Genomic DNA, 13,319 nt, shown 5'->3' with positions numbered 1-13,319 from the left:
CGCCTACTTGCTGATTCCCTTGTCCGCCAGCCACTGCGTTGCGGCTGCCTTGGGGTCCATTTTCGCGCTGCCCTCGACCTTTTCGCGCAGCGAGATCAAATCCGCCGTGGTCAGGATCTTGGAGACGTTGTCCAGGGCAGTCTTGGCTGCATCGTTGACGCGGTCCGTCTTGACCAGCGGCAGGACCTGCTGGGCCAGCCAGTTGTTCTTGGGGTCCTCGAGCACCACGAGCTTGTTCGCCGCAATGTCGGGGGAGGTGGTGTAAATGTCGGCCACCTGGATCTCATTGTTCAGCAGCGCCTTGACGGTCAGCGGGCCGCCGCCGTCGCTGATGGGCGTGAACGCCTTCGGCACGCAGTTGTAGAGCTTCGCCAGCCCCGGCAGCCCGTACGGCCGGGTCTGGAATTCCGGCTGCGCGCCCAGCGTCATGCTGCCACAGACCTTGGCAAGGTCCTCAATGGTCTTGAGGTTGCCGTTCTTGGCGGCGGTGTCGGCCGTGACCACCAGGGCGTCCTTGTCCTCGGCCGCCGAGGCGGCCAAGACGGACAACCCGGACGGCAGCTTGCCCGGCAGCGCCGTGAGGATTCCGGCGGGGTCCGTGACCGTGTTGGCTGCGTCCACAAAGCCCAGCAAGTTGCCGCTGTAGTCCGGCACCACATCCACCGAACCGTCCTCGATGGCCTTGATGTAGACCTCGCGGGCGCCGATGTTCAGTTTGGTGGTGGCCTGAACACCTGCGGCGTTCAATGCCCCGGCATAGATTTCGGCAATGATGGCGTTTTCCGGGAAGTTGGCCGAGCCCACCACCACGGGCCCGCCGCCACCGCTGGAGGAGCCGGTGGCCAGGGGGGAACCACCGCAGGCAGACAGGGCGAAGGCGATGGAAAGCCCTGCGGCGGCCCCGAGGAACGCGCGGCGGCGGGTGGGAGTGGAGTTCTGGCTCATGGTTTGTCTCCTGATGGTCGGGTTGGATGAAGTTGCTTCTGTGGGGCGTCTGCTGCCGGCTGCCCGGGGGCCGGGGCAACGCCCAGCCCGGGTGAAACCACGCTGCGCTGGAGCAGGGCCAGAAGCCCGTCGAGCACAATGGCCACCACGGCAATGACCACGGCGCCGCCCAGGACCTGGCCGTAATCCTGCACGGCCAGGCCGTCAATGATGAACCGGCCCAGTCCGCCCAGGCTGATGAAGGCCACCACGGCCACTGTGGACACCACCTGGAGCACGGCCGAGCGCAGCCCGCCCAGCATGACCGGCAGTCCATTGGGCACCTCAACGCCGAACAGGACCTGCCGTTCCTCCATGCCCATGGCCCGGGCCGCGTCCACCAGGTCCCGGTCCACAGCGGCAATGCCGGCATAGGTGCCGGTCAGGATGGGCGGCACGGCGAGCAGCACGAGCGCCCAAATGGCAGGCATGAGCGACAGCGTCGAGGTGGCGATCAGGGCGAACAGGGTCATGATGCCCAGCGTGGGCAGGGCCCGGAGCATGCCCGCGAGGGAAACCACCACAACACGGCCCCTGCCCGTGTGCCCCACGTACAGGCCGATGGGCACGGCAATGGCCAGGGAAATGGCCAGCACCAGCGACGAATATCCCAGGTGTTCCAGGACGCGGGCGGGGATGCCGGCCGGGCCCTGCCAGTTCAGCGGGTCCGACAGCCATTCCCAGCCTTGGCCGAAGGGGCTGGTGGACGTGTAGGTGGTGAGCGGGCGGGCCGCGGCGGGGAAGCTCACGCAGGCACCGCCGTCGTCCGGGCCGTGGAAGCGCGTGACGGTTGGGCGCCAGCACGCAGCCACGGCGTCAGCAGGCGCTGCAACAGCACCAGCACCACGTCCATGAGCAGCGCCAGGACCAGGGTGCCGAGAATTCCGACCACAATTTCAGTGGGGAAATTTCGCTGCAGCCCGTCGGTGAAGAAGAATCCCAGGCTCGGGATGCCCAGCAGCGAGCCGACCGTCACGAGTGAGATGTTGCTGACCGAGATGACGCGCAGCCCGGCAAACAGGACCGGGACGGACAGCGGCAAATCCACCTGCAGGAAGCGCGCCAGCGGCTTGTAGCCCATGGCGGTGGCGGCCTGGCGCAGGGAGTCGTCAACTGAGTTCAGGGCGTCCAGGGTGGAGCGCACCAGAAGGGCAACGGCGTAGATGGTCAGGGCCACGATGATGTTGGTGAAGTCCAGGATCCGGGTGCCCAGGATGCTCGGCAGGATCACAAACAGGGCCAGTGAGGGCACGGTGTACAGCAGCGATCCGGCGGACAGGATGATGCCTCCGGCCACCTTGTTCAGGCGGGCCAGCTGTGCGAGCGGGATGGCGATGGCCACGCTGAGCACCAGGGGCACCACGGCCTGGATGAGGTGGTAGCCGGCCAAGTTCAGCACCTGTGGCAGGTTGGCCAGGAACCAGTCCATCAGCTCCGGCCCTCCCGTGCGGCATCAATTGCTGCCAAAACTTCTGGGGCCTGGACCAGGCCTGCGACGCGCCCGTCCGCGTCCACGGCCACGCCCTGCCCGGACGGGGAGGACAATGCCGCATCGAGGGCGTTGCGGAGGCTGTCGCCCGGGTGGAACAGCGAGCCGCCCGGCACGATTTCCAATCCGGAAGCACCCGGCGGGAGCCAGCCCAAAGGGTGCCCGTCACCGTCCACAGCCAAGGCCCAGGCCGCCGAAGCGGCGGCTTGGTTCCTGCCGGCGTCGTCCATCAGGAACGTGGGAGCCCGGTGGAGCGGAACATCGGTGCCGGGGCTGAAGGACAGGTGCCGGAAGCCGCGGTCGCGGCCCACAAAGTTGGCCACAAAGTCGTCAACCGGCGCGCGCAGGATCTCCTCCGGCGGCGCGTACTGGGCCACCCGCCCGCCCGTGGCAAAGACGGCCACCTTGTCGCCCAGCAGCGTGGCCTCGTCAATGTCGTGCGTGACAAAAATGATGGTCTTGGCCAGCTCGCGCTGCAGCCGCAGCAGTTCGGCTTGGAGTTCGGCACGGACCACGGGGTCAACGGCGGAGAACGGCTCGTCCATGAGCAGCACGGGCGGATCCGCGGCCAGTGCCCGGGCCACGCCCACCCGCTGCTGCTGGCCGCCGGAGAGCTGGTTGGGGTAGCGGCGGGCCATGCCGGCCGGCAGGCCCACGGTTTCCAGCAGTTCCAGGGCGCGCTTCCGTGCGGCCGCGCGCGGCACCTTGTTCAGCCGCAGCACGGTGGCAATGTTGTCCACCACCGTGCGGTGGGGGAGCAGCCCGGACTGCTGCATGACGTAGCCCATGGAACGGCGCAGCTCGGGGGCCGGAATGGATGCGACGTCGCGCCCGCCCACGGTGATGGTGCCGCTGGTGGGTTCCACCATGCGGTTGATCATGCGCAGCGAGGTGGTCTTTCCGCAGCCCGAGGGGCCAACGAACACCGTGATCTTGCCCTTGTCCACGCTCAGGCTGAGGTTTTCCACGGCGGGGGCCCCGGCCTGGTAAATCTTGCTGACCCGCGAAAATTCAACCATCGCGGTGCCCGCGCGGCCGATGGTCTCCTGGGCTGTTGCATTGGTGCCCTGTGCTGCGGCGGTGGCTTCTGGGGCCGCCATGGCTGAGTCCTCACTGTGGGTGGCGCTCTTAGGAAAAGTTCACCTCGTGCCTTTCGATCATAGGCAGGGATATTTTCCACAGTAAAGCCGTGCCCGGGTTTCCCGGCCGCAAACGACGGCGAACGGTGCGTGCCGCCGTCGTGCCCGGACCGTGCCCGGGCAGGCCTGGGCCGGGACTCCGGAGCCGCCCAGGCCATGGCGCTAGGCTGGCCCCATGGACACGCAAAACACCGAATTCAGCACCAAGGGCGCCTACGTCACGGGGGCGGAGTACACGCGGGACACCAACTACATTGAAACCCGGATCACCCGCGGTGGCGAGGACGGCTACCCCGTGGAGGCAGGGCGCTACCGGCTCGTCGTGGCGCGGGCGTGCCCGTGGGCGCACCGTTCCACCATTGTCCGGCGACTGCTGGGGCTGGAGGATGCCATTTCCATTGGCGTCACGGGGCCCACGCACGACGTCCGCTCCTGGACCTTTGACCTCGATGAGGGCGGCGTGGACCCGGTCCTGGGCATCGAGCGCCTGCAGGAGGCGTACTTCAAGCGCACCCCGAACTACCCGCGCGGCATCACCGTGCCGGCCATTGTGGACGTGCCCAGCGGCGCGGTTGTGACGAATAATTTCCCGCAGATCACACTCGACTTCTCAACCGAGTGGACTGAATTCCACCGTGAGGGTGCCCCGGACCTCTATCCGGAGGCGCTGCGCGAGGAAATGGCCGTGGTCAACAAGCGGATCTTCACGGAGATCAACAACGGGGTGTACCGCTGCGGCTTTGCCGGCAGCCAGGACGCCTACAACGCCGCCTACGGGCGACTTTTCGTTGCCCTCGACTGGCTCGAGGAACGCCTCGCCACGCAGCGCTACCTCATGGGTGACTCCATCACGGAGGCCGACGTCCGCCTCTTCACCACGCTGGTCCGTTTTGACGCCGTCTACCACGGCCACTTCAAGTGCAACCGCAACAAGCTCATCGAGATGCCTGTCCTGTGGGCCTATGCCCGGGACCTTTTCCAGACCCCCGGATTCGGCGACACAGTGAATTTCCAGCAGATCAAGGACCACTACTACATCGTCCACACCGACCTGAACCCGACCCAGATCGTGCCGCTGGGCCCGGACACCGCGGGATGGACGACGGCGCACGGCCGCGAGTCGCTGGGCGGAAGCCCCTTCGGAAAAGGAACAGCCCCCACACGTCCCGTGGACGCGTGAGGGCTGTTGATTAGCCTGGCGGGGGAGCAGGTGGGGATCAGCCGACGATTTTCAGGCCTGTGTTCCAGTTGAACGTCTCGAAGGCAGGGTTGGCCTGGAGGGTCATGAGCAGGAACTGGAAGCCCTCGAGCTCGCGTGAGCGCTTGAGCGGGCCCACCACGAGGGGGCGCATGCCTGAGTCTGCCTGGAGGGAGGCCACGGCGGCGGTCGCCTCGGCGTTGTCGCCTGCGATGAAGCCGTCCAGCGGGGCGCCGCCGGCTTCCCCGGCCACCAGGGTGCCGGCGAAGGTGGTGTTGAAGGCCTTGACCACGTTGCCGGGGGTCAGTGCGGCGATTTCCTCGGCGGCCGAGGTGCCGGGGGCCACCACGAGCGAATCAAAGGTCTCAAAGTTGACGGGATTGGTGATGTCCACGACCGTCTTGCCGGCCAGTGCTTCGCCGTAGGCGGTGACAATTTCCTTGGCTGCGCCGAACGGCACTGCCAGGACCACGATGTCTCCGGCCGGGGCCTGGCCCACGGTGCCTGAGGTTGCGTTGCCGCCAAGCTCGGCAGCAACGGCCGCAGCTTTGCCGGCGTCGCGGTTGAGAAGTTCCACGGTGCGTCCTGCGGCGAGTGCGCGGGCTGCGATGCCGCGGGCCATGTTTCCGGTGCCGATGATGGTGATTGTGCTCATTTTTTTGTTCCTGCCTTGTCGGTTTAGCTGGAAGTCATTTACTTGAAGCTACAACTAAAGCGTAAATCTGATTAGTTGAAGTGTCAAGTAAAAACTTTGGGGATCCCGCGCCCTCCTAATGAATCGTGAAAAGATGGCGCCATGACTGACTTGGAACCGCGCTGGCTGAACGCCGAGGAGCGTGCCGCGTGGCTTGCCCTCCTGTCCATCACCACCCTGCTGCCCGGTGCGCTGGAAGCCCCGCTGCAGCAGGCGGCCAAGTTGTCGCTCTTTGAATACAACGTGCTGGCCATGCTGTCCGAGGCGGACGGCGAGGCGCTGCCCATGAGTGAGCTCGCCGCGCGGACCAGCGCTTCGCTGTCCCGGCTCTCGCATGTGGCCAAGAAGCTCCAGGGCCGCGGCTATGTGGAGCGTTCCGTCCACGTGGACGACGCCCGGGTCACCCAGGCTGCCATTACGGACGCGGGCATGTCGCTCATCCGCGGCTTGGCGCCCATGCACGTGGAGACTGTCCGGGAGTTTGTCTTTGACCCTCTCGACGCGCGGGATGTTGCCGCACTGGCCCGCATTGGCCGCAAGCTGGTGCAGGGCCTGGATGAATCGCACTGGACGCTCCGCCCGCAGGAGCCGCAGGCCTGACGGCGAGGGTCGACGGCGCCGCCCCTGATCTGGTTCGCAGCCCCCGCACGGCGTGACTCTGCACACATTTCAGCACCTCCGCCCGCGGAACTTTGCGGACATTGTTGCCCAAAGTGTCAAATAGGGCAGCGGAATCTTTCCTAATGGGCGCCCCGTGTCGTAGGGTAGCTAAGGCTTGCCTAAGTGTGGCACGCATAGTCTTGGGGTCACCGTTAGGAAGTGTTATGGAATTTACTCGTCGTCAGGGCCTGCAGCTTGGCCTGGCAGCATCACTGGCAGCTCTCGGAGCCGGCCTGGCCGGCTGCTCCACGGGTGCCGTTGGCGGCTCCGGGGCTCAGGACACGAAGGCTGCGGCAGACACCTTCCCCGTCACGGTCAAGCACATCTACGGCGAAACGGTCATCAAGGCCGCCCCGCAGCGCGTGGCCACCGTTTCCTGGGTCAATGACGACGTGGCCATTGCGCTCGGTGTCATCCCCGTGGGCATGCCCAAGAATGACTGGGGCGGCAATGACAAGGGCTCCACCCCGTGGAAGGACGCCGCCCTGGAAAAGGCCGGCGCCGGAATCGGCACCGACAAGGCCCCCGCGCAGTACTCCGAGGACGACGGCATCAACTTCACCGAAGTTGCCAAGGCCAGCCCGGACATCATCCTGGCCGCCTACTCGGGCCTGAGCCAGGAAGATTACGACAAGCTAAGCAAGATTGCCCCCGTCATTGCTTTCCCCGAGGCTGCCTACGGCACCTCATGGCAGGACTCCACCACCATGATCGGCGCAGCCCTGGGCCGTTCGCAGGCCGCCAAGGACCTCATTTCCGCCACGGAAAAGACCATTGCCGAGCAGGCCGCCAAGCACCCCTCCATCAAGGGCAAGACGTTCATCTACGGCAACCTGGAACCGGCCAAGAGCGACGGCGTCAACGTCTACCTCTCAGGCGACAACCGCCCCAAGTTCCTCTCCAGCATCGGCATGGAGCTGGCCCCTGTGGTGGTCGAGGCGGAAAAGAACACCAAGGAGTTCTACATGCCGTGGTCGGCCGAGAAGGCCAACGAGCTGGACTCGCAGGTGTTCATCAGCTGGGTTCCGGACAACAAGACCAAGGAAGCCATCGTGGCAGACCCGCTGCTGGGCCAGATTCCGGCCGTCAAGTCCGGCGCCTTCGTGGCGGACTCGGACAACACGCTGACCCTGGCCATCTCCGCCTCCTCCCCGCTGAGCCTGCCTTGGGCATTGGACGCATTCCTGCCCCAGCTCGCGGCAGCGGCGAGCAAGGCCTAGGCGCAGCTTCCATGTCCACCGCACCAACCGCCGTGCTCCGGCAGGGAACACCCCTGCCGGCGCCGGCGGCCAGGTCCAGCAACCGCGGCCGCGCCATGTGGCTAGCGGTTCTTCTGGCTGCCCTGGTTCTGGCCTGCCTGGCCTCACTGGCCGTGGGGGCGCGCAGCATTCCACCCGCCACCGTGCTGGAGTCGCTGTTCCACTTTGACTCCGCCAACGGTGACCACGCGGTGGTGTTCTCCCGCATGGTGCGCACGGCCGCCGGGCTGGTGGTGGGCATGTCGCTGGGCCTCGCCGGCACCGCGATGCAGGGTGTGGCCCGCAACCCGCTTGCTGATCCCGGCATCCTCGGCGTCAACGCCGGAGCCGCACTTGCCGTTGTGGCCGGCATTTTCTTTTTTGGCGCAGCCAGCGTCTCCAGCTACCTCTGGTACGCCTTCGCCGGCAGCGCCGTTGCCGCCGTCGTGGTGTACTCCGTGGCGAGCCTGGGCCGAAGCGGCGCAACCCCCGTGAAACTGGCCCTGGCCGGTGCCGCGGTGGCTGCCGGCATGGGATCGCTCATGAGCGCCATGCTCGTCACGAGCCAGGATTCGCTGGAGCTGTTCCGCACCTGGCAGGTGGGCGCGCTGGCGGGCAAGTCCTGGGAGCAGGTGCTGTCAGTGCTGCCGTTTGTGGGCGTGGGCGCCGTCATTTTGCTGTCCACCGGACGGCTGCTGAACAGCCTGGCCCTGGGCGACGACATGGCCCGCGGCCTGGGCCAGAAGCCCGGCCTTGGCCGGGCCGTCTCCGCCCTGGGCATTGTCCTTTTGTGCGGATCTGCCACGGCGCTGGCCGGGCCCATCGGCTTCATTGGCCTGATTGTCCCGCACCTGCTGCGCGGCCTGGTGGGTCCGGACTACCGCTGGCTGCTGCCGCTGTCGCTGCTCGCGGCCCCCGTGGTGCTGCTGCTGGCCGACGTGGCGGGCCGGGTCATCCTGCTCCCCGGCGAGGTGCCCGCAGGCATCCTCGCCGCCATGATTGGCGCACCGGTGTTCATCGCCGTGGTGCGCCGCGGAAGGAAGGCAGAACTGTGAGTGTCCTGGACAGGGCCACCACGGGCGCGTGGGTGCGGCAACAGCGCAGGGCGCCGCGCCGCCGTCGTGCCTGGCTCATGGGCGGCATGGGCGTGCTGGTCTTCGCCCTGCTGGCGCTCAATGTGCTGTTGGGCAGCTACACCGTCACCATCCCCGACTTCTTCGCCATGCTGGGCGGGCAAACCATCCCCGGCGCCAGCTTCATCGTCATGGAAAACAAGCTGCCCCAGGCGCTTTTGGGCCTGCTGGCCGGGGCCTCCTTCGGCGTGGCCGGCGCCGTCTTCCAGACCATGCTGCGCAACCCGCTGGCCAGCCCCGACATCATCGGCATCAGTTACGGGGCCAGTGCCACCGCCGTTGCCGCCGTGGTGCTGCTCGGTGTGCGCGGTGCGGGGGTGTCCGTCGCCGCCATCGTGGGCGCGCTGCTCGTGGCCCTGCTCATCACGCTGCTGGCCCGCGGACGCGGCGGCACGGGGCTGATCCTGGTCGGAATCGGCGCCGCGGCCTTCATGCAGGCCGCCGTGACGTTCCTGCTCTCCCGTGCCGACATCACCAACGCCCAGGAGCTCATGGTGTGGCTGACCGGCTCGCTGAACTCGGCCAACTGGGAACGCGTCACCATCCTGTCCGTGGCCCTGCTCCTGTTGGTGCCCCTGCTTGCCGTCGGCTCCAGGGACCTGCGCGGGCTGGCCCTGGGCGATGACACCGCTGCCGGACTGGGCTTCAACGTGCCCCGCGCCCGGCTCCTGCTGACCATCCTGGGCGTGCTGCTCGCGGCTTTCCCAACGGCCGCCGCCGGACCCATTGCCTTCGTGGCATTCCTGTCCGGCCCCATTGCCAAGCGCCTCAACCGCGGCGAGCCCAGCCTGCCGCTGTCCGCCCTGGTGGGTGCCGCGATTGTGCTGGCCGCCCACTTCGCCGCCGTCAACGCCATCCCCGGAACCTCGCTGCCCGTGGGCGTGGTGACGGGCGCCCTCGGCGCCCCGTTCCTGCTCTGGCTGCTCATTTCATCCAACCGTGCCAACCAAGGAGGCTGAGATGCCCAAGCCGCACACGCCCCTGGACCTGCAACAGCAGGCCGCAACGCTGTCCGCCCGCGGGCTCTCCCTGGGCTACGGGGACCGCCACATCGTGGAAGACCTCTCCGCGGAACTGCCCGCAGGAAAGGTGACCATCATTGTGGGCGCCAACGCCTGCGGAAAATCCACCCTGCTCCGCGGCCTGGCCAGGCTGCTCAAGCCAAGTGCCGGCGTCGTGCAGCTCAACGGCACCGACATTCACAAGGTGCCCACGCGTGAACTCGCGCGCGAACTGGGCATCCTGCCGCAGACCCCCACGGCACCCGACGGCATCAGCGTCTCCGATCTGGTGGGGCGCGGCCGAAGCCCGCACCAGGGCTGGTTCCGGCAGTGGACGGCGGCCGACGACGACGCCGTTGCGGCCGCGCTCTCCGTGACCGGCACGGCGGAACTGGCCGGGCGCAGCATTGACGAGCTCTCCGGCGGGCAGCGCCAGCGGGTCTGGATTGCCATGGCCCTGGCGCAGGAAACTGACGTCCTGCTGCTCGATGAGCCCACCACCTACCTCGATCTGGCGCACCAGGTGGAGGTCCTGGACGTGGTGTCCGAGCTCAATGCGCGCCGCGGCATCACGGTGGCCATTGTGCTGCACGACCTCAACCTGGCCGCCCGCTACGCGGACCACCTGGTGGCCATGAAGGGCGGCGCCATCGTGGCACAGGGCGCACCGGGCGAGGTGCTCACGGCGGAGCTGGTGCAGGAGGTCTTTGGGCTCGAATCCGTGGTGGTCGCGGACCCCGTGGTGGGCACGCCCATGGTGGTGCCGATCGGGCGCCGGGCAGCCCTGCTGGCCGACGCCGCTGCCCAGCGGCTCTCCGGACTGGCGGGCGCGGCAACGCAGGAATTGGTTCAAGCAACGAAAGGTGTCCAGGCATGAGTGCGGCAATAGTGGAGCGCAACGGCATTCACGGCGGTTTCTCCGGAGGCTTGGCGGGATTCATGGCCGACGGCGGCGCGGAAGATCCGCTGCGCCCGATCAGGGCCTTCGAGCTGCGCGTCAGTGCCGTGCAACAGCTGACACCGCACTTCCGGCGCATCACCTTCACGGGCGGTGACCTGGAACTGTTCGGCGCCAACGCCGCCGGGCAGACCCTTGACCTGCGCGTCAAGGTCATGATCCCGGCCCTGGGGCATCCGCTTCCGGAACTGCGCCACCTGCGCGGCTCGCTGCAGGAGGACTGGTACCAAAACTGGCGCTCGCACGATGAGTCCACCCGCGGCGCCATGCGCACCTACACGGTCCGGGCGCTGCGCCCCGCTCTCCCAGCTACTGGTGGTGCCGCCGGTACCCCTGCCGAGCTGGACATTGACTTTGTGCTGCACCTGGACGGCGGATCGGGCCCCGCAGCCGAGTGGGCCGCAACGGCACTGCCGGGCGACTCCATGACCCTCATTGGGCCGTGCGCGCGCTGGGGCGATTGCCTGGGCATTGAGTTTGCGCCCGGGGCGGCCGAGCGGGTCCTGCTGGTGGGCGATGAAACGGCTGTCCCGGCGATCGCCGCGATCCTGGAATCCCTGCCGGAACATGTCACGGGCCACGCCGTCATGGAGGTGCCCGTGGCGGAGGACTTCCTTGACATGGCGGCACCCTCCGGCGTGGAGGTTACCTGGCTGGCACGCGGGCAGCGGCCGCACGGGGAGGCGCTCTCGGCCCGGGTTCGAGCCGTCGTGGTGCCTGCGGCGTGCAGCATCGGCGAGGAGCCGGAGGACGTGGACATTGATTCCACCATCCTGTGGGAAACACCGGAGGCGGGCGCCGGCCACGGCCTGTACGCCTGGATTGCGGGGGAGGCGGCCACCATCCGCGAGCTGCGCCGCTACCTGGTCCGGGACGTGGGCATGGACCGCAACGCGGTGGCGTTCATGGGCTATTGGCGGCAGGGCCAGGCGCTGGACTAGGGCCGGCCAGCCGTGGCCGTGACAGGGGCGGCGCCGGGGAGCATAATGTCATGCATCCACTGGATCAAAACCACAGGAGCCTGCGCCATGACCGTTCGACTCAATCCCTACCTGAACTTCCGCGACACCGCCCGGAGTGCCATGGAGTTTTACCACTCCGTGTTTGGCGGCTCGCTGGACCTGAGCACCTACGGGGACATGCCGGTCTTTGACAGCCCCGAAGAGGCCGAGAAGATCATGCACGGCATGCTGACCGGCGACAACGGCGTGGTGCTCATGGGTGCCGACGTCCCCAACCACATGGAAATCGGCAGCAACTCCAGCATTTCCCTTAGCGGCGACGACGAGGCCATGCTGCGCAGCTGGTGGGATGCGCTCGCCGACGGCGCCACCATCTCCGAGCCGCTGACCAAGGCCCCCTGGGGCGACACCTTTGGCATGCTCACCGACAAGTTCGGCGTGCCGTGGATGGTCAACATCGCAGGTGCCCCCGGCGGCGACGCCCAGGGATGAGCCGCACAGCTACGCTGACCATCACCAATGCGCTGATTTTCGACGGCGCCTCCGCTGAGCTGGTGCATGGCTCCATCACCATGTCCGGGGGAACTGTCACCGCCGTGGGTGACGTGCCCGCGGACGGTGAGGTGCTCGACGCCGGCGGAAAAGTCGTGGTCCCCGGGCTCATCGATGCGCACTTCCACGCCTACGCCGTGGGGCTTGGCGGACTCGAGGTGGAGCGGGGGCCGCTGAGCTACGCCGCCCTGGCCGGGTCGCTGCGGCTGGGCAAGGCTCTGCGCCGCGGCTTCACCACTGTGCGCGACGTGGCCGGCGGGGACATTGGCCTGGCCAAGGCCGTGCGCGAGGGCCTGTTCGCGTCCCCGCGCTACTTGTTCACGGGACCTGCCCTGAGCCAGACAGGCGGGCACGGGGACCCCCGCGCCGAGGACCTGGACCTGTGCTTCAGCCATGGCCACATGTGCGATGTGGTGGACGGCGTGGACGAGCTCCGCAAGGCCGTCCGGAACAGGTTCCGCACGGGCGCCCATGCCATCAAGATCATGACCTCCGGCGGGGTGGTCTCGCTGACCGACCCCATCCGGGTGCCGCAATATTCGCCCGAGGAGATCCGGGCGGTCACCCAGGAGGCGGCGCGGCGCAACAGCTATGTCGCCGCCCACGCCTATTCACCCGAGGCCATTGCGCATTCGGTGGAAAACGGGGTGCGTTCCATTGAACACGGGAACCTGCTGGATGCGCCCACGGCGGAATTGATGGCACGGCACGGCGCCTACCTGGTGCCCACGCTGGCCGCCTATGACGCCATGGACCGGCTGGGGGAGGGCTTTGGCCTGCATCCCGTCTCGCAGGAGAAGAACAAGCAGGTGCTCTCGGCCGGCAAGGATGCCATTGGGCTGGCCCTTGCGGCAGGGGTCAAGGTGGGCTTCGGCTCGGACCTCATGGGAGTGCTGGAAAGCGAACAGCTCGCAGGCGTGCGGCTGCAGGTCCAGGCGTCCGGCGTGCTGGAAACGCTGCGATCCATGACGGGCGTCAATGCCGAGATCCTGCAGGACCCGCTGCTGGGCAGCCTGCGCACCGGTTCGTATGCCGACGCCGTGATCCTGGACGGCAACCCCTTCGAGGACGATTCCGTGCTGTGGGATGAAACCCGCCCCCGGACCGTCATCCAGGCCGGCCAGATCGTCCCCTGACCCCTCGACGCTCCCTCACTTTAGGGGGCTTTTTCGCCGACGCTCCCTCACTTCCGGGGGTCTTATGGCAAACGCTCCCTCACTTTCCACCCGGACGGTGAGGGAGCGTTTGCCATAAGTGCCCATGATCTGAGGGAGCGTCTGTGTGGGGGGGGGGGGGGGGGGGGGGGGGGGG

General features: G+C 67.5%; 14 protein-coding genes. 9 read left to right on the top strand and 5 right to left on the bottom strand.

Going from position 1 to position 13,319, the window contains the following annotated elements:
* Window positions 1-3: 3 nt before the first annotated feature.
* From PCK14_RS17530 to PCK14_RS17515, 4 genes are read right to left on the bottom strand one after another with little or no spacing between them, the layout of a single operon-like run.
* Window positions 4-945, bottom strand: coding sequence for an ABC transporter substrate-binding protein (locus PCK14_RS17530; RefSeq protein ID WP_269939802.1), 942 nt, complete (start codon window positions 943-945; stop codon window positions 4-6).
* Window positions 942-1,733: an ABC transporter permease gene (locus PCK14_RS17525; protein ID WP_442864755.1), complete on the bottom strand. Its 792-nt coding sequence runs from the start codon at window positions 1,731-1,733 to the stop codon at window positions 942-944. The genes PCK14_RS17530 and PCK14_RS17525 overlap by 4 nt, the downstream gene beginning before the upstream one ends.
* Window positions 1,730-2,413, bottom strand: a complete 684-nt coding sequence (locus PCK14_RS17520; protein ID WP_269939801.1) for an ABC transporter permease — start codon at window positions 2,411-2,413, stop codon at window positions 1,730-1,732. Before PCK14_RS17520 ends, PCK14_RS17525 begins: the two co-directional genes overlap by 4 nt.
* Window positions 2,413-3,492: an ABC transporter ATP-binding protein gene (locus PCK14_RS17515; RefSeq protein WP_269939837.1), complete on the bottom strand. Its 1,080-nt coding sequence runs from the start codon at window positions 3,490-3,492 to the stop codon at window positions 2,413-2,415. Before PCK14_RS17515 ends, PCK14_RS17520 begins: the two co-directional genes overlap by 1 nt.
* A gap of 295 nt (window positions 3,493-3,787) precedes the next feature.
* On the opposite strand from PCK14_RS17515, the gene PCK14_RS17510 reads away from it, so the two are divergent.
* Window positions 3,788-4,792 (top strand): glutathione S-transferase family protein, encoded by a 1,005-nt coding sequence (locus PCK14_RS17510; RefSeq protein WP_269939800.1) that lies wholly within the window; start codon window positions 3,788-3,790, stop codon window positions 4,790-4,792.
* Between the two features lie 37 nt (window positions 4,793-4,829).
* Here the strand turns inward: PCK14_RS17510 and PCK14_RS17505 are convergent, their stop codons facing one another.
* A complete protein-coding gene (locus PCK14_RS17505; RefSeq protein WP_269939799.1) occupies window positions 4,830-5,465 on the bottom strand; it encodes an NADPH-dependent F420 reductase in 636 nt (211 codons plus the stop codon).
* A 141-nt stretch (window positions 5,466-5,606) separates the two neighbouring features.
* Here PCK14_RS17505 and PCK14_RS17500 point away from each other — a divergent pair, with 141 nt between their 5' ends.
* The 8 genes from PCK14_RS17500 (at window position 5,607) to PCK14_RS17465 (ending at window position 13,144) form a co-directional block, all read left to right on the top strand.
* Window positions 5,607-6,104: a MarR family winged helix-turn-helix transcriptional regulator gene (locus PCK14_RS17500; protein WP_269939798.1), complete on the top strand. Its 498-nt coding sequence runs from the start codon at window positions 5,607-5,609 to the stop codon at window positions 6,102-6,104.
* 224 nt (window positions 6,105-6,328) lie between these two features.
* Window positions 6,329-7,384 carry an iron-siderophore ABC transporter substrate-binding protein gene (locus tag PCK14_RS17495; protein WP_269939797.1) on the top strand — a complete coding sequence of 352 codons (1,056 nt, stop codon included), beginning with the start codon at window positions 6,329-6,331 and terminating at the stop codon, window positions 7,382-7,384.
* Window positions 7,385-7,395: 11 nt separating this feature from the next.
* Entirely contained in the window at window positions 7,396-8,457 is a 1,062-nt protein-coding gene (locus tag PCK14_RS17490; protein ID WP_442864753.1) for a FecCD family ABC transporter permease, read from the top strand.
* A 77-nt stretch (window positions 8,458-8,534) separates the two neighbouring features.
* Window positions 8,535-9,494, top strand: a complete 960-nt coding sequence (locus tag PCK14_RS17485) for a FecCD family ABC transporter permease (protein ID WP_269939835.1) — start codon at window positions 8,535-8,537, stop codon at window positions 9,492-9,494.
* Window position 9,495: 1 nt separating this feature from the next.
* Window positions 9,496-10,413: an ABC transporter ATP-binding protein gene (locus tag PCK14_RS17480; protein WP_269939796.1), complete on the top strand. Its 918-nt coding sequence runs from the start codon at window positions 9,496-9,498 to the stop codon at window positions 10,411-10,413.
* 62 nt (window positions 10,414-10,475) lie between these two features.
* Window positions 10,476-11,435 (top strand): siderophore-interacting protein, encoded by a 960-nt coding sequence (locus PCK14_RS17475; protein ID WP_269939834.1) that lies wholly within the window; start codon window positions 10,476-10,478, stop codon window positions 11,433-11,435.
* An 87-nt stretch (window positions 11,436-11,522) separates the two neighbouring features.
* Window positions 11,523-11,948, top strand: coding sequence for a VOC family protein (locus PCK14_RS17470; RefSeq protein WP_269939795.1), 426 nt, complete (start codon window positions 11,523-11,525; stop codon window positions 11,946-11,948).
* The gene (locus tag PCK14_RS17465) at window positions 11,945-13,144 is read left to right on the top strand and encodes a metal-dependent hydrolase family protein (protein ID WP_269939794.1); all 1,200 of its coding nucleotides are present in this window, start codon (window positions 11,945-11,947) and stop codon (window positions 13,142-13,144) included. Before PCK14_RS17470 ends, PCK14_RS17465 begins: the two co-directional genes overlap by 4 nt.
* The last annotated feature ends 175 nt before the right edge of the window (window positions 13,145-13,319 follow it).

The organism is Arthrobacter sp. HY1533 (genome assembly GCF_027568515.1).
Lineage (GTDB): Bacteria > Actinomycetota > Actinomycetes > Actinomycetales > Micrococcaceae > Specibacter.
Note: the sequence above shows the minus strand (reverse complement) of the source record. Positions and strands in the feature narration are given on the sequence as shown.